Source organism: Pseudonocardia sp. CA-142604, assembly GCF_050948475.1.
Lineage (GTDB): Bacteria > Actinomycetota > Actinomycetes > Mycobacteriales > Pseudonocardiaceae > Pseudonocardia > Pseudonocardia alaniniphila.
The window spans coordinates 4,424,768-4,440,225 of the sequence record NZ_CP192045.1; the positions used below are offsets into that span (position 1 = coordinate 4,424,768).

14 protein-coding genes are annotated in these 15,458 nt (G+C 71.0%); 4 read left to right on the forward strand and 10 right to left on the reverse strand.

Translation table 11 applies throughout. The features are described from left to right. Positions 1-7: 7 nt before the first annotated feature. The 10 genes from ACQPZQ_RS20015 to ACQPZQ_RS20060 form a co-directional block, all read right to left on the reverse strand. Entirely contained in the window at positions 8-1,255 is a 1,248-nt protein-coding gene (locus ACQPZQ_RS20015) for an LLM class flavin-dependent oxidoreductase (RefSeq protein WP_433298043.1), read from the reverse strand. 9 nt (positions 1,256-1,264) lie between these two features. Further along, positions 1,265-2,056: an SDR family NAD(P)-dependent oxidoreductase gene (locus tag ACQPZQ_RS20020; protein WP_433298045.1), complete on the reverse strand. Its 792-nt coding sequence runs from the start codon at positions 2,054-2,056 to the stop codon at positions 1,265-1,267. A 142-nt stretch (positions 2,057-2,198) separates the two neighbouring features. Next, a complete protein-coding gene (locus ACQPZQ_RS20025) occupies positions 2,199-3,770 on the reverse strand; it encodes an ABC transporter substrate-binding protein (protein ID WP_433298048.1) in 1,572 nt (523 codons plus the stop codon). Between the two features lie 60 nt (positions 3,771-3,830). Next, the gene (locus tag ACQPZQ_RS20030) at positions 3,831-5,183 is read right to left on the reverse strand and encodes an MFS transporter (protein WP_433298050.1); all 1,353 of its coding nucleotides are present in this window, start codon (positions 5,181-5,183) and stop codon (positions 3,831-3,833) included. Positions 5,184-5,439: 256 nt separating this feature from the next. Then, positions 5,440-6,237, reverse strand: coding sequence for an SDR family NAD(P)-dependent oxidoreductase (locus ACQPZQ_RS20035; protein ID WP_433298052.1), 798 nt, complete (start codon positions 6,235-6,237; stop codon positions 5,440-5,442). A 43-nt stretch (positions 6,238-6,280) separates the two neighbouring features. Next, positions 6,281-7,324: a zinc-dependent alcohol dehydrogenase gene (locus ACQPZQ_RS20040; RefSeq protein WP_433298055.1), complete on the reverse strand. Its 1,044-nt coding sequence runs from the start codon at positions 7,322-7,324 to the stop codon at positions 6,281-6,283. Further along, on the reverse strand, positions 7,321-8,370 hold the full coding sequence (locus ACQPZQ_RS20045; protein ID WP_433298058.1) for an ABC transporter ATP-binding protein: 1,050 nt from the start codon (positions 8,368-8,370) through the stop codon (positions 7,321-7,323). Before ACQPZQ_RS20045 ends, ACQPZQ_RS20040 begins: the two co-directional genes overlap by 4 nt. Then, on the reverse strand, positions 8,367-9,410 hold the full coding sequence (locus tag ACQPZQ_RS20050) for an ABC transporter ATP-binding protein (RefSeq protein ID WP_433298060.1): 1,044 nt from the start codon (positions 9,408-9,410) through the stop codon (positions 8,367-8,369). Before ACQPZQ_RS20050 ends, ACQPZQ_RS20045 begins: the two co-directional genes overlap by 4 nt. Further along, positions 9,407-10,372, reverse strand: a complete 966-nt coding sequence (locus ACQPZQ_RS20055) for an ABC transporter permease (RefSeq protein ID WP_433298062.1) — start codon at positions 10,370-10,372, stop codon at positions 9,407-9,409. The genes ACQPZQ_RS20050 and ACQPZQ_RS20055 overlap by 4 nt, the downstream gene beginning before the upstream one ends. After that, positions 10,369-11,313, reverse strand: a complete 945-nt coding sequence (locus tag ACQPZQ_RS20060; protein ID WP_433298064.1) for an ABC transporter permease — start codon at positions 11,311-11,313, stop codon at positions 10,369-10,371. Before ACQPZQ_RS20060 ends, ACQPZQ_RS20055 begins: the two co-directional genes overlap by 4 nt. Positions 11,314-11,655: 342 nt before the next feature. On the opposite strand from ACQPZQ_RS20060, the gene ACQPZQ_RS20065 reads away from it, so the two are divergent. From ACQPZQ_RS20065 to ACQPZQ_RS20080, 4 genes are read left to right on the forward strand one after another with little or no spacing between them, the layout of a single operon-like run. Next, on the forward strand, positions 11,656-12,909 hold the full coding sequence (locus tag ACQPZQ_RS20065) for an LLM class flavin-dependent oxidoreductase (RefSeq protein ID WP_433298067.1): 1,254 nt from the start codon (positions 11,656-11,658) through the stop codon (positions 12,907-12,909). A gap of 5 nt (positions 12,910-12,914) precedes the next feature. Beyond that, entirely contained in the window at positions 12,915-13,718 is an 804-nt protein-coding gene (locus ACQPZQ_RS20070) for an alpha/beta fold hydrolase (protein ID WP_433298069.1), read from the forward strand. Then, positions 13,715-14,326, forward strand: coding sequence for an NADPH-dependent FMN reductase (locus ACQPZQ_RS20075; RefSeq protein ID WP_433298072.1), 612 nt, complete (start codon positions 13,715-13,717; stop codon positions 14,324-14,326). Before ACQPZQ_RS20070 ends, ACQPZQ_RS20075 begins: the two co-directional genes overlap by 4 nt. Next, positions 14,323-15,441, forward strand: a complete 1,119-nt coding sequence (locus ACQPZQ_RS20080; protein WP_433298074.1) for a 3,4-dihydroxy-2-butanone-4-phosphate synthase — start codon at positions 14,323-14,325, stop codon at positions 15,439-15,441. Before ACQPZQ_RS20075 ends, ACQPZQ_RS20080 begins: the two co-directional genes overlap by 4 nt. The last annotated feature ends 17 nt before the right edge of the window (positions 15,442-15,458 follow it).

Sequence of the window (15,458 nt, forward strand, 5' to 3'; positions counted from 1 at the left end):
CCTCCTCCTAGCGGGTCGTAACGGGGACGGCCGCGGCGTTGGCGGCGACGCGTGCCTTGCTCACGGACGGGGTCCAGGGGTCCTCGTGATCGGCCCACAGATCGCGCAGGTGCGGTGCCACCTGCAGGCCGAAGAGCTCGTTGTTCATCGCCGCGGTCTCCTCCGGGAGGTCACCTATGTGCATGCAGGTGATCAGCTGCCCGACCCGCAGCTCGACGGCCAGCTCACGCAGGCGCTGCCGCACCCGCTCCGGGGTGCCGGCGATGATGAAGCCGAGGTCGTCGTACTCCCAGAAGGACAGCTCGCCGCGGGTGGCGCGCAGCCGGTCCTCGGTGCTGACGCCGCGGGCCCGCTCGAGCATCTCGCGCTGCGAGGCGATCGAGGTGTAGCCGGGCGGGGCGGCGAAGTGCAGCGGGGCGCGCTGGCGGGTGAAGAAGTAGCGCACGGCGTCGCCGTACTGCCGCTCCGCCTCCGCCTCGGTGTCGGCCACGCAGATGATCTGGGTGAACGCCATCCGGTTGGGGTTGACGTCCAGCCCGCGCTGCTCGACGCGGTCCCAGAACCCCCGGACGATCGGACGGGCGTTGGCCAGCCCGAAGAAGGACAGGTAGCCGTAGCAGTAGTCCTCGTCGAGCACGAGGTCCCAGGTCTCGATGCTGCCGGTGCCGGGCACCCAGATCGGCGGCGGCGTCTGCACCGGTCGCGGGAGTACGTTGACGTAGCGCAGCTTCGTGTACGTGCCGTTGAACGTGAACGGCTCGGGCTCGGTCCACGCGCGGGTGATCAGCTCCCGCGCCTCGTGGAAGCGCGCCCGCAGCTCCGCGGGCGGCACGCCGTAGGCGAACGCGGTGTCCATCGGGGTGCCGAAGACGAACCCCGCGATGAGCCGGCCCTCGGACAGGCAGTCGAGGTAGGCCATCTCCTCAGCGACCCGGATCGGCGGGTTGTAGAGCGCGAGCGAGTTGCCGATGACCAGCAGCGCGGCGTTCTCCGTGCTGGAGGCCAGGCTTGCGGCCAGCAGGTTCGGCGACGGTGTCATCGCGAACGTGGTCTGGTGGTGCTCGTTGACCGCCAGGCCGTCCCAGCCGAGGCGGTCGGCCTGCTGCATGAGCCGGATGAACATCCGGTAGTGGGCGCCGACGTGCAGGGAGTCGACGAGCGACGCCGGGACGTCGACGCTGCCGCTCGGATGTTTCTGCGGGTATGTCTCCGGGAGACCGTCGTAGGTCGCCTCGGCGAACCAGTGGTATTTCACCTCGGCCCCTCAGAAGTCCGGGCCGAGCCCGCCGATGGGCGGCATCCCGGAGTGGGCCCACAGCCCGCCGTCGGCCACCACGTGCGTCCCGGTGACGAACGCGGCCTCGTCGGAGGCCAGGAACAGCACCACGTTCGCGATCTCCTCGGCCCGCCCGTAGCGGCCCATCGGGATGGCGTCGCGGATGTCCTCCCAGATCTGCGGGGCGGCGTCGTGCAGGCGGTCGATCGGCGGGGTGCCGATCGGGCCGGGGCACACGGCGTTGCAGCGGATGCCCTTGCGGGCGTACTCGATCCCGGTGACCCGCGACAGGTTCACCACGCCGGCCTTGAGCACGTTGTAGGCGCCGAGCCCGTAGTCGCCTGCCAGGCCCGAGACCGACGCCGTGTTGACGATCGCGCCGCGGCCCTGGGCCAGCATCGGCACGAGCGCGCACTTGATCGCGTACCAGTACGCGGTGAGCCCGACGTCGAGCGAGCGGCGGAAGCCGTCGAGGGTGAGATCGCCGATGCGGCCTGACTCGAAGGCGACGTGGTTGTTGTGCAGCACGTCCAGGGTGCCGTGGGTGTCGGTCGCGAAGGTGACAACGCGCTCGATCTCGGCGGGGTCGGATGCGTCGGCGTGCAGGAAGTCGACCACTCCGCCGTTCTCGCGGATCTCCCGCGCGACCGCGTCCCCCGACTTCTCGTTGATGTCGGCGATCACGACACGGGCGCCCTCGCGGGTGAAGGCGCGTGCGGTGGCCGCGCCGATCCCGGAGCCGCCCCCGGTGATCACGGCGACCTTGCCGTCGAGACGCATGTCTCGTCCTTTCTGCTGGAAGAGGTGGGTGCGGCGGAGCGTGCGCTGCTCCCGAGTCTGGTGAGCGGGGGCGGGGTGGACAACGGAACGCTGTCCACCCCTGCCCGTCATGCTGTGTGCAGTGCTCCATGCGTCACGGCGGCTACCCGGTGACCCCGACGCCGCGGAACGTGGGCGCGTAGGCGGGCTGGTAGCCCTCCGGGAAGACGGCCGTGTCGGTCCACGCGCTGGGTGGGAAGTGCGCGTGCAGCGGGAAGCTCTTGAGGATCTTCTTCTCCTCTTCGATCATCCGGTGCATCGCAGGCAGCCGGGCCTGTCTGTCCGATCCGGACAGTGCATCCATCCATGCCTGCTGGAACTCCGGCGTGGAGGTGTTCCACGGGTTCGCGTACTGGCCCGGCAGGCTCGCCTGGTAGACGGTCGTCGGGTCCTGGAACGGCGCGCCCATGCCCGGGAAGGCGTTGCCCTCCTGGCGGCCGTAGAAGGTGTTGGCGGTGGTGGGCGACTCGACGACCCGTGTGGAGGCGCGCAGGCCGACCTCGGCCAGCATCGGGACCAGTGCCTCCGCCACGGCGCGGTGGTCGTCGAGGCTGGGCACCAGCATCTCGAAGTCGACACCGTTCGGATATCCGGCCTCGGCCAGCAGCCGCCGCGCCGCGGCAGGGTCGTAGTTGTTGTCCGGGCCGTCGGGCGACACGGCAGGGTCATAGGCCCAGTAGTTCGGCGGCATGTACTGCGCCACGGGTTCGCCGATCCCGAAGAAGACGCCGTCCACGATCGCGCGGCGGTCGATGGCGTGCTGCATGGCCTGGCGGACCCGGAGGTCGTCGAAGGGCGGCTTCCCGGTGTTCATGTACATCGACATGATCGAGAGGCTCTTCGACGGCGCGGTGTTGAGCCCGGCTGCGGCGGCCTGCTCGGCCTGCGACGGGTCGAGATAGGTGAGCTCGGCCTGCCCGGTCTGCAGCATGTTCATCCGTGTCGTGGCGGACGTCTGCACGTAGATCTCGTAGTGCGCGGCCTTCGCCGCCTCCGGGTCCCAGTAGTCGGGGTTGCGGTCGTAGCGCGTGATCTGCCCGGGGACGTACTCCACGAGCTTCGCCATGCCCGAGCCGACCGGGTTCTGGTCGAGGTCGGGTTTGGTGAAGGCCGCCGGGCTGATCATCGTGCCCGTGGTGCCGCTGAACAGGGCCGGGAGGTTCCCGCCCGGACCGCTGAGGTTGACGCGCGCGGTGAACTGGTCGACGACGTCGACGCCCGCCACGCGGGCCAGCGCGCCCTTCTGGGTGCTGCCGTCGAGGGTCATGGCCCGCTCGATGTTGGCCTTGACGGCCGCGGCGTCGAACTTCGTGCCGTCGATGAAGGTGACGTCGTCGCGCAGGTGCAGCACGAGCGCCGTCTCGTTGTCGACGAACTCCCAGGAGGTGGCGAGCTGGGGGCCCAGGTCGCCGTTCTCCTGCTCCATGATCAGCTGGTCGTAGACCAGCCGGAAGAAGATCATGTCCCACGGGTTCGCGGACTTGTGCGGGTCGAACGTCGAGGGGTTCTGCACAAACACGTAGCGGAACGTGCCGTTCGGGTCGATCTCGCCGCTGCCGGCGGATCTCTGGCCGGAGCCGCCGCCGCAGCCCGCGAGGGCCAGGGCGACCACCGCGAGCAGGCTGATGAGCCAGCGGGCGCGTGCGGTGTGCAACGTCGGTGGTGTACCGCGCACGTCGAACCTCCTAGTGGGTGGGTGGGCCGCAGGCCGGGTGGGCGCCGTGAGACGCCGGGTTCACGGGGCGACCTCCGGCGTCCGCACGTGTGACGGGCCGCTGGGCGGCGCTGCCGCCACCGCTTGGTGGACGCGGACCTCCCGCGACAGCAGCACGGGCACGATCGCGACGGCGAACAGGACGGCGCCGACGATCCAGATGGTGTCGAGCTGGGCCCTGCCGGTGGCGGAGGTGTCCACCCAGTTGCCGCTGAGGTCGGTGATGAACCAGCCCACCGCGACCTGCAACGCCGCCGCCGCGCCGTTGAGGGTGCCCGTGACCTCCGGCCGGGCGATGCCCGCCCAGTAGCTGTTCACCGTGCCCCAGAACATCGGGTCGCACAGGAACGCGAACGCTCCGATGAACAGGCCCCAGACCACCCAGCTCGAGTCGTGCAGTACGACGCCGAGGATGAACCCGATCGCGCCGCAGGCCGGTCCGAGAGCGAGCCACGGGCGGGTCCTGCCGCCGAAGAAGCGGGCCACGAGGGTGCCGTTGATCAGTCCGAACAGCACCGGGATGAGCGCGATGAACGGGCTGACCCACGCGATGGTGTCGGGGTTGACGCCCTCGAGGGTGATCAACCCGTAGGGCAGCCACGGACCGGACAGCCACGTCGGCGTGGTGGCCAGACCGGTCGCGATGACCATCGTGAGCACGCTGCGGTTCTTCAGCGCCGCCGCCAGCTCGCGGAACGTCAGCTTCTCGCGGACCTCCGCTCCGTGGTGCTCGGCGCGGATCTGCAGCACCTCGTCCGGGCTGATGCCGCGCATCTTCTCCGGCTTGTTGGCGGTGAAGACGAACAGCAGGACCAGCGCGGGCACACCGAGAGCGGCGACGATGAGGAACGCGTCCCGCCAGGAGAGGTGGTTGGCCAGGGGAAGGGCGATCGCCGGCGCGATCACACCGGCGATCAGGGTGGAGCTCATCCATGTCGACGTCGCCCTGGCCCCGAGCGCACCGGGGAACCACACCGACAGCAGACGCTGCGAGGGCGCCCACAGGAAGCCGAAGAAGATGCCGAAGACGAAGTTGCGCCACCACATCTCGCCGTAGGTGTGGACGAACGCCATCGTCGCCGAGAGCACGGTGACACCGATGACGCAGATGATGAGCATCTGCTTGGCACCGATGCGGTCGGCCAGGACACCTGCGAGCAGCAGGAGGGGGAAGTAGCCGAGCAGGTAGCTCGCCGTGACGCTGGAGATCTGCACGGGGGTGAGGTGCAGGTCGGCCGACCAGAACGGGTTCAGCAGGCTGAACTTCGCGCTGTCGAGCCAGACGACGAAGTTGACGAAGAGAATGGTGACGAGCATCAGCCCGCGTCTGCCCGAGAGCAGGCGTAGTGCTGGAGCGGGAGCAGTGATTCCCATGGCCGTCCTCCGGTCGGAGCGGGATCGGCCGCGGATCGCGGCCGAGTGTCAGGCGCTCGAGCGGGGCGGGTGCTTGTGGGCCACCCGCCGGCAGGGCGCGGCGTCAGGTCGTCGAAGGCCCGGCGTGCCCGGGCGATCAGGAACGTGGGGGGTGGTACCGGGTCAGCCGGCGGTGACGCCCACTCCCCGGAACACCGGTGCGTAGGCCGGGTGGTGGCCCTCGGGGAACGGCGGCTGCGCGGCGAAGATGCCGGCCTCAGCCGGTGAACTGGCCGCCGGCCGGGTGCAGGAGCTGCCCGGTCATGAACGACGACTCGGCCGAGGCGAGGAACAGGCAGGTGGCCGCGATCTCCTCTGGCCTGCCGAGCCGGTTCATCGGCGTGATGCTCATGGCCATCTCGTAAGCGGGCCGGTTGTCCTCGATCCCGGCGATCATCGGCGTGGCGGTGTAGCCGGGCCCGACGGCGTTGACGCGCACCCCGGTGGCGGCCAGTTCGAGGCCCATGACCTTGGTGAGCATCCAGACGCCCGCCTTGGACACGCAGTACGGCGCCGCGCCCGCGAGCGGGATACGCGCGGCGCTGGAGGCGATGTTGACGATCGATCCCCCGGTGCCCTGCTCGAGCATCTGCCGTGCCAGGGCCCGATCCGTCTGCATCACCCCGACGACGTTGACGTCGAGCACGCGCTGGAAGGTCTCGGTCGCGATGTTCACCACGTGCGTCGCCCGCTCGCCCGCCGCGCGGGTCTGCACGTTGCTCGGGCCGGCGGCGGTGGCGATCCCGGCGGATGCGACGCCCACGTCGACCTTGCCGAACTCGGAGACCGCCGCCGCGACGAGCGCATCGCAGTCATCCGAGCTCGTGGTGTCGGTCCGGAGCTGGATACCGCGCCTGCCCGCTTTCTCCACCAGCCGCAGCGTCTCGTCGGCCGATGCCAGGTCGCCGATGACGATGTCGGCGCCCTCCTCGGCGAAGCGGACGGCGGTGGCCTGGCCGATGCCGCTCGCCCCGCCGGTGATGACGGCGACCTTGCCCTCGAGCGCGTTGCCCATGGGTGTCTCCCTTTCGGTATGTGCGGATGAACGTGGGGGCGGCTCAGTCGGGGACGACGACGACCTTCACCGAGCCGTCCACGGCGTGCTGGGTGGCGAACGCCTCGGCGACACGGGAGAGCGGCACGCGGTGTGACACCAGTGGTGCGACCTGGACGTGGCCCTCGGAGAGGAGCCGGAACGCCTCGGTGGAGTCGACCGGCGTGTAGGCGAAGCTGCCGAGCAGCCGCAGTTCCTTCTGCACGACGGTGTTGACGTCGACCGGCGGTGTGGTGCTGGTCAGCCCCGCCACCGCGACCGTGCCGCCGGCGCGCGTGACGGCCGTGGCGAGCGCGAGAACCGGCAAGGCCCCGGAGCACTCGAAGAACGTCTGCACGTTGCCGCTGCCGGGCTGGTACGGCGAGTTCGACGTGCCCCAGCGGTCGAGGATGTGCTCGTGTGCGTCCGCGGAGCGGGAGTCGAACACGGCCGCGCCGGTGGCGGCGGCGACCTCCAGCCGGGCAGGGGAGACGTCGATCCCGAGCACGTCGCGGGCGCCCGCTGCCTGCAGTACGCGCAGCACGCACTGGCCGATCGAGCCGAGCCCGGCCACGACGATCGGTGCGTCGAGGTCGGGCGCGGCCGACCGGACCGCGCGCACGGCCACTGACAGCGGTTCGAGGAACGCTCCCTCCTCGAAGGACATCCCCTCCGGCATGCGGAACAGCCGGCCGTCCATCTCGGCGTGCGGGACGAGTACCTGGTCGCCGAGCCCGCCGCGGGCGCTGCGGTGCGGGTCGGCGCAGAGGTTGGTGCGGCCTGCGGCGCACTGCGCGCACGTGCCGCAGGGGCCCATCGGGTTGACCGCGACCCGGTGCCCGACGGCCAGGTCACGGATGCCGGCACCGGCGGCGATGACGGTGCCGGCGAACTCGTGTCCCATCGCGGAGCCCTCGGCGATCCAGGCGCCCTCGGCGAAGGCGTGCACGTCGGAGCCGCAGATGCCGCACGCGCCGATGTCGAGCACGACGTCGAGTGGGCCTGGTACCGGCGCCTGCTCCTCGATCAGGCCGATCGAGCCGATGCCCTGCCACCGCGCGGACCTCATGCCGGCACCTGAGCCTGACGGGCCGACCGCATCGTGCGCACCGACGCACCGCCCAGGCGGGGACCTTCGGTGTGCAGGTGGCAGGCGACCTCGCCGGAGCCGAGGGCGGGGGACAGCAGTGGGTCCACGGTGCGACAGACCTCCATGACGTAGGGGCAGCGGGTGTGGAACCGGCAGCCCGGTGGGACGTTCGACGGGTCGGGTGGGTCACCGGCCAGCACGATGCGTTCGCGGGCGCGCTGGACCTTCGGCGACGGCACCGGCACCGCGGAGAGCAGCGCCTGCGTGTAGGGGTGAGCGGGCGCGTCGAACACCCGGGCCGCGTCGCCGTGCTCGACGATCCGGCCGAGGTACATCACGGCGACGCGGTCGGAGATGTGGCGCACCACCGACAGGTCGTGTGCGATGAACAGGTAGGTCAGCCCGATCTCGGCGGACAGCTCCTCGAGCAGCCCGATCACCTGGTTCTGCGTGGACACGTCCAGCGCGCTGACGGCCTCGTCCAGCACGAGGATTCGCGGGTCGGCCGCGATGGCGCGGGCGATGGTGAGCCGCTGGCGCTGGCCACCGGAGAACTCGTGCGGGTAGCGGAGCATGTAGTCGGGCGAGAGCCCGACGCGGCGCAGCAGCTCGGCCACCCGCTCGGTCCGCTCGGCCCGGCCCAGCCGCAGGTGCACGTCGATCGGTTCGCCGATCGACTCCCGCACGAGCATCGAGGGGTCGAGCGAGGAGTAGGGGTCCTGGAACACCATCTGGATGTCGCGGCGCGCGGTCCTCAGCTCTTTCGCCGGCAGCCCGACGAGCTCGCGGCCCGCCAACCGCACCGAGCCTGCCGACGGCTCGACCAGGCGCAGCAGCCCGCGTGCCGTGGTCGACTTGCCGCAGCCGGACTCACCGACCAGGCCGAGCGTCTCGCCGTCGTGCAGCTGGAAGCTCACCCCGTCGACCGCCCGGACCGAGACCCGCTCACGGAACAGCTTCTTGCGCGGGGAGAACGTGACCTGGAGGTCCTGGACGTCGAGGAGGGGAGCCGGATCCGCACTCACGTCGTGCCTCGCAGGGTGAGCTCGGGGTGCCGCAGGCACCGGGTGGCGTGCGTCGGGACGGGTAGCTCGAGTGGCGGCGGAGCGCCCGTCCGGCAGCGGTCCTGCGCGTAGGCGCAGCGCGGGTGGAAGCGGCAGCCCTCGGGCATGGCGCCGACGCGCGGAGGCTGGCCCGGGATGCTGGACAGCGCCGCGAACGGGTCGTCCATCCGCGGCATCGCGGCGAGCAGCCCCTCCGCGTACGGGTGTGTGGGGTGCTCGAAGATGTCGTCGAGCGGCGCGGACTCCACGATCTGCCCGGCGTACATCACGAGCACCCGGTCGCAGACGTCGGCGACGACACCCAGGTCGTGGGTGATGAAGATGACCGACATCCCGTGCTCGCGCTGCAGCTCCTTCAGCAGCTCGAGGATCTGTGCCTGCACGGTGACGTCGAGCGCGGTCGTCGGTTCGTCGGCGATGATCACGTCCGGGCTGCACGCCAGCGCGATGGCGATCATGACGCGCTGGCGCATGCCGCCGGAGAACTCGAAGGGGTACTGCCCGAACCGGCGCGCCGGGTTGGGCACCCCGACACGTTCGAGCAGAGCGATCGCGCGGGACTTCGACTCCTTGCGCGACAGCCCCTCGTGCCGGCGCAGGACCTCGGCGATCTGGTCGCCGACGGTGAACGCCGGGTTGAGGCTCGTCATCGGCTCCTGGAAGATCATCGCGATGTTCGGGCCCCGGACGTCGTCCATCTCGCGCGAGGTGAGCGCGGTCAGGTCGTGGTCGAGCACGCGCAGCGTCGTGGCGCGCACCCTGGTCTGCCGCGGGGGCATCAGACCGGCGACGGCCAGGCACGTCACGCTCTTGCCCGAGCCCGACTCGCCGACGATGCCGAGCGTCTCCCCGCGGGCCACGCCGAACGTCACGCCGTCGACGACCGTGGCCCAGCCGTGCTCCGTGAGCACCTCGACGACCAGGTCCTCGACCTCCAGGGTGTTCTCCTGCTCGCGCAGCAGGGTCTGGCCCACGGGTACTTGTTCTGCAGCGCCGGTCATGACTCGGTGCGCTCCTCCCGGCCCAGCGCGTCGCGCAGGCCGTCGCCGAGGGTGACGAAGGTGAAGACGGTCAGCGCGATGAGCACACCGGGAAAGATCCCCAGCCACGGCGAGCGTCCGAAGTAGAGGAAGCCTTCGCGGATCATCGAGCCCCAGCTGGCGTCGGGCGGCTGGACGCCGAGGCCGAGGAAGGACAGGCCCGCCTCGGAGAGCATCGCGTAGCCCGCGGTCACGGCGATCGCGACCGTGAGCGGGGAGAGCGTGTTGGGCAGGATGTGCCGCAGGATGATCATGTGGGTGGGCGTGCCGATGCTGCGGGAGGCCTCGACGAACGTCTCCTCCTTGAGGCCGATCACCACGCCGCGCACGAGGCGCAGGAACCGCGGCGCCATGAGGATCCCGACCGCGAACATCGCGTTGCGCAGGCTGGGACCGAGCACCGCGACCAGCGCGATCGCCAGCAGCAGTGGGGGGAAGCTCATCGCGGCGTCGTTCAGCCGCATCACGAGACCGTCGAATCGGCCGCCCAGATAGCCGGCGAGGAAGCCGAGCGGAACGCCCACCACCATCGCGACGACGAGCGCCAGTCCGATCGCCAGCAGCGACACCCTCGTGCCGACGATGAGCCTGCTGAGGATGTCGCGCCCGAGCTGGTCGGTGCCCAGGAGATGGCCGGGGGAGAACGGGTCGAGCAGCACCGCACGCAGGTTCTGCGCGTTGGGGTCGGCCGGGGTGATGTACGGGCCGATGAAGGCCACGAGCAGGAGGAACGCCAGGACGCACAGCGCGATGACGGCGCCGCGGTTCTTGCCGACCCTGCGCCGGAAGTCGGCCCAGGCGCCGCCTCCGTGCACAGCGGCGGTCGGCGTCCCCGCCGGCATCGCGGACGCGGCGGGTGCTGCGGGGGCGACGGTCACCTCGGGGACGGAGGGGACTGCGGGGGATGGCTCGCGCTGGGTCATCGGGGCCGCACCTTCGGGTTCAGGTAGCCGTACGTGAGGTCGACGAGGAGGTTGGAGACCATGGCGACCAGCACGGCGACCAGCACGATCCCCTGGATCACCGGGATGTCCCTCGTCGTGACCGCGTTGATCGCCACCTGGCCGAGGCCGGGCACCCCGAAGATCTGCTCGACGAGCACAGCGCCGCCGAGCATCGCGGTGATCTGCAGGCCGAGCACGGTGACGAGGGGGACGCCGGCGTTCTTCATGACGTGTTTGCCGATCACCATCCTGGCGCGCAGGCCCTTCGCACGAGCGGTGCGCACGTAGTCCTGCTGCAGCACGCCGATGATCGAGCCCCGCAGCTGACGGGCGCTCTCGGCGGCGGCCGCGATCCCGAGGGTCAGCGCGGGCAGCAGGATGTGCGACAGCCACGCGGCGGGGTCCTCGGAGATCGGTACGTACCCGGTGGCCGGCAGCCAGCCGAGCGTGAGGCTGAAGACCAGCACGAACATCAGGCCGAGCCAGAACGACGGCAGGGCGATGCCCAGCGACGAGCCGACCGTTGCGACGCGGTCGAGCCAGGTCCCACGGTGCAGGGCCGAGAGGATCGCGGTCGGCACGGCGATGATGAGCGAGATCAGCAGCGCCGTCGACGCCAACGCGATCGTGACCGGCAGCCCGTCGCCGATCGACGTCGCGACCGGACGGCTGGTGAACAGCGATGTGCCGAGGTCGCCGGACATCGCGCCGGTGACCCAGTCCCAGTACTGCACCACCATCGGGCGGTCGAGGCCGAGCCGTGTCCGCACGGCGGCGACCTGCGCGACAGTGGCGTCGGGGCCGGCGATCGTCACTGCGGGGTCGCCCGGGATCAGCAGGACGAGCCCGAAGACGACGAATGTCACGAGGACCAGTACCGGCAGTGTCGTCAGTACGCGCAGGAGGAAGAACTTGAGCACGGGCGTACCTCCTCGATGAAGTCGTCGTGCGTTCTTTCGGTGGGAACACTGCGCATCCGGCGGTTGGCCGGTAACGGTTCTCCAGATCGTTCACCGGACGTTCCGGTGGTACGGACGCTGTGGTGACGGACACAGACGCTAAAGGCTCGGAAGCCGGGAAAGCAACGATCTCACGCAGGCTCTTCAGATAACGATCTGATAACGAACGGCTTTCACGGGCATGTGTGAGGCTGTCCATCGCGCATCGCGGACAAGTGTGCCGATCTCCATTGTCCGGATTTCGGGGCGAGGCTCATCATGGCCCCGGGTCGGAGCCGGCGCGAGGCCGAGGATGGTGTGTCAGTGAAGTTCCATTGGTTTGCGGAGGTCACGTACGACGGCCTTCCCGCTGCCTTCCCGGCACCTGGCGCCGGAACGTGGGTGGACGCTCCCGTCGATCTCGCCGACCCCCGGCGGGTGGGGGAGAACTACCGGATGTTCATCCGGCTGATGCAGCAGGCCGACCGTGACGGGTTCGACGGGCTGGCCGTCAACGAGCACCACCAGACGCCCTTCGCCATGACTCCGTCACCGAACCTGCTGGCAGCGAGCGTGGCGAGCTCCACGGAGAACGCGGCGATCCTCGTGATCGGCGACTCGCTGGCGCTGTACAACCCCCCGATCCGAGTGGCGGAGGAGCTCGCCTACCTGGACTGCCTCTCCGACGGCCGGGTGATCGCGGGCTTCGTCTTCGGCACCCCGATGGACTCGGCCTTCGCATACGCCCGGGCCCCCGTGGAGCTGCGCGAGCGCTTCCACGAGGCACGCGAGTTGGTGCTGCGGGCATGGCGGGAGCGCGAGCCGTTCGCGTTCAACGGGAAGTTCACGCAGCTGCGCTACGTCAACCTGTGGCCGCGCCCGGTGCAGGAGCGACCCGCGGTGTGGGTGCCGGGATCGAACAGCGTCGAAACCTGGGAGCTGGTGACCCGGGAAAACTACTGTTACGGTCACCTCTCTTTCTCCGGGCTGCGTGCCGCAAAACCACTTGTCGACGGTTACTGGGATTATGTGGCGGCGCACGACGGCGACCTGAATCCGCACCGCATGGCGTTCACGCAACTGATCTGCGTGGCCGATTCCGATGCGGAGGCCGAGCGCCGCTACTACGAGGCCGTCAGGTACTTCCAGCGGGTGCGCGATCCCGGACCGCGGTTCGCCACTCCGCCCGGATACACCTCCGCGGCGTCCCTGGCCGGTCTCCTCGCCAGGACGGCCACGCCCGAGGCGGTCGAGGACCGGCGCCGGGCGACCCGCGGTGAGATGAGCTTCTGGGAGTACGACGAGAAGGGTTACATCATCGCCGGCACCCCGGACCGGGTCGCGCAGCGCGTCCGGGAGCTCGCCACCGAACTGCGGGTGGGGCAGCTGATCGCCTCGCTGCACATGGGCGACCTGGACGAGGAGACGGCGGCCGAGAACACACACCTGTTCGGCACCAAGGTGATCCCGCAGCTGCGTGATCTGTGGGCCGACGAGCCGGACCACTGGACGCCCGAGGTGAGCAGGCAGCGCGTCGGTGCGAGAGCGAGCGCGTCGACGCTCGTGGGAGGGAGCTGAGCATCATGCCGAGCACCACCGTCAACGGTGTGTCCCTGTACTACGAGGTCGAGGGCGACGGGCCGCCGTTGCTGCTCATCGCAGGCCTCGGATCGAGCTCCCTCGCGTGGGCCGCTGCCGTCCCGCGGCTCCGCGAGGGCTACACCGTGATCACGGTGGACAACCGGGGGACCGGCCGCAGCGAGGTACCGCCCGGTCCGTACGCCGTCGACGACCTGGCCGACGACACCGCCGCGCTCGTGGACCACCTCGGTCGCGGGCCGGTGGCGGCCGTCGGCTGGTCGCTCGGCGGGTCCGTGCTCCAGTCGATGCTGATCCGGCACGCGCGGGTGCTTTCCAAGGCCGTGCTGCTCAACGCGTTCCCGTCCTACACCGCGATCCAGGACGGCTGGCTCGACGCCGGACTCGCGCTGCGCCGGGCAGGCGTCGACCCCGTGGCGATCGGGATGCACTCGATGCCGTGGGCGTTCACGCCGCGGCTGCTGTCCGACCACACCGTGGCCGCCGCCCAGGCCGAGCTCGCGCGCAAGGACCCCTATCCGACGACGCTCGCGGGCTTCGAGGCCCAGGCCGCCGGGCTGCGCCGCTACGACTCCCGGCCGGACCTGCCCTCGGCGCAGACCCCGACCCTCGTGCTGGCGGGCGCGGAGGACGTGCTGACGCCGGTGTCACAGTCGGTGGAGATCGCCGAGCTGATGCCGAACGCCACGCTGCAGGTGTTGCCCCGCGGCGGCCACGGGATGCTGCTCGAGTACCTCGACGACACGCTCGCCGCGATCACGGCGTATGTCGGAAACGGTGCTCCATGACCCGACCTCTGCACGTCGTCGGGCTCGGCGGCACGGTGCGGACCGGATCGTCGAGCGAGCAGGCGCTGCGGATCGCCGTGGCGCGGGCCGCGGCGCAGGGCGCGAGCACCCGCGTGTTCGGCGGGAGCGAGCTGGCCGCGCTCCCGATGTACGCCCCCGAGACGGGTGACGGGGGGCCGGTCGCCCGCGACCTCGTGGCGCACCTGCGGCGGGCCGACGGGGTCATCGTCGCCTCGCCGGGCTACCACGGCTCGATATCGGGACTGGTGAAGAACGCCCTCGACTACACCGAGGAGATGCGGGACGACGCCCTGCCCTACCTGGCCGACCGCTCGGTGGGCCTCGTCGTCACGGCGTACGGCTGGCAGGCGTCGGTGACGACGCTGAGCGCGCTGCGGGCCATCGTGCATGCGCTGCGGGGCTGGGTCACTCCCTACGGTGCGGCGGTCAACTCCCTGCAGACCAGGTTCGCCGATGGTGTGTGCGCCGAGCCTCGGGTGGTGGAGCAGCTGCACACCGTCGCCGACGAGGTGGTGCGGTTCGCCGAGCTCGTCTCCGCCCGCCGTCACGGCGTGCTCTCCGGGCCACAGCCTGCGGAGGGCGCGTGACACCCCCGACCGGCGTCGAGGCCGCAACCCGCAGCCTCGCCGCCGGGCGCCCGGTGCTGCTGATCGACGACGTGGCGGGTTCCGCGGCCGGTGGGTCGGGGGCACTCGTCGTCGCGGCGGAGCACACCGACACCACGCTCATGTCGCTGCTCGTGCGGGAGAGCACGGGCATCGTCTGCGTCGCCATGACAGGAGCGCGCCTGGACGAGCTCCGGATCCCGCCGATCGCAACGGCCGGAAGCTCGCGGCCCGACGGCGCGGCGTTCGCCGTGTCGGTCGATCTCCGCTGCGGGGTCAGCACGGGGATCTCCGCGCGCGACCGGGCCGCGACGGTGCGTGCGCTCGCCGACCCGGCGACGGCTGCCGGTGACCTCGCGCGGCCGGGCCACGTCCTTCCGCTCCGGGCACGCGACGGCGGTGTCCTCGAGCGGCCGCGCCCGGCCGAGGCCGCGGTCGACCTGTGCCTGGCGGCCGGGCTCGCCCCCGCCGCGGCGCTCGCGACCGCCGTCGACGCGGACGGTGGTGTCGCCGGATGCGGGAACCTCGGCGCGCTCGCGGAGCAGCACGGGCTGGCCGTCGTGCGCGTGTCCGACGTCGTCGCCTGGCGTGCGGAGCGGCGGCCGGTCCACCGCGGGCCGTCGACGACGCTCCCGACCGTGCACGGGCTGTTCACGGCAGTCGGATACGGCGATGCCGACGGCGGTGAGCACCTGGCACTCGTCCGTGGCGAGCCGGCCGGCCCCGGCCCGGTGCTCGTGCGGGTGCACCGCGAATGCCTCACCGGGGACGTGATGGGTTCGCTGCGGTGCGGCTGCGCATCCGATCTCGCAGCAGCGCTCGCGGCGATCGACCGCGCGGAGCGGGGCGTGCTCGTCTACCTGCGCAGGCGAGCGCTGTCCGGAGTCGGGCGCGTGCAGGCGGTGCGCGGATGCGGGACGGGCGATCGGTACGCGGCCGCTCTCGCGGCGAAGATCCTTCTCGACATCGGGGTGCAGAGCGCGCTCGTGCTCGCCGACGACCCCGCGGAGTCGGCGGACCTCGTTGCCCACGGGGTGATCGTCGCCGGTCACCGGCCGGTGCGGTCCCCGCTCGCGACCCCGGCCGAGGTCGGGTGAGGAGCACTCGGCGCGGG

Coding starts and splice junctions, on each gene's coding strand:
- ACQPZQ_RS20020 (WP_433298045.1), bottom strand. CDS start 2,056: ATGCGTCTCGACGGCAAGGTCGCCGTGATCACCGGGGGCGGCTCCGGG.
- ACQPZQ_RS20050 (WP_433298060.1), bottom strand. CDS start 9,410: ATGACCGGCGCTGCAGAACAAGTACCCGTGGGCCAGACCCTGCTGCGC.
- ACQPZQ_RS20075 (WP_433298072.1), top strand. CDS start 13,715: ATGACCCGACCTCTGCACGTCGTCGGGCTCGGCGGCACGGTGCGGACC.
- ACQPZQ_RS20035 (WP_433298052.1), bottom strand. CDS start 6,237: ATGGGCAACGCGCTCGAGGGCAAGGTCGCCGTCATCACCGGCGGGGCG.
- ACQPZQ_RS20030 (WP_433298050.1), bottom strand. CDS start 5,183: ATGGGAATCACTGCTCCCGCTCCAGCACTACGCCTGCTCTCGGGCAGA.
- ACQPZQ_RS20070 (WP_433298069.1), top strand. CDS start 12,915: ATGCCGAGCACCACCGTCAACGGTGTGTCCCTGTACTACGAGGTCGAG.
- ACQPZQ_RS20040 (WP_433298055.1), bottom strand. CDS start 7,324: ATGAGGTCCGCGCGGTGGCAGGGCATCGGCTCGATCGGCCTGATCGAG.
- ACQPZQ_RS20055 (WP_433298062.1), bottom strand. CDS start 10,372: ATGACCCAGCGCGAGCCATCCCCCGCAGTCCCCTCCGTCCCCGAGGTG.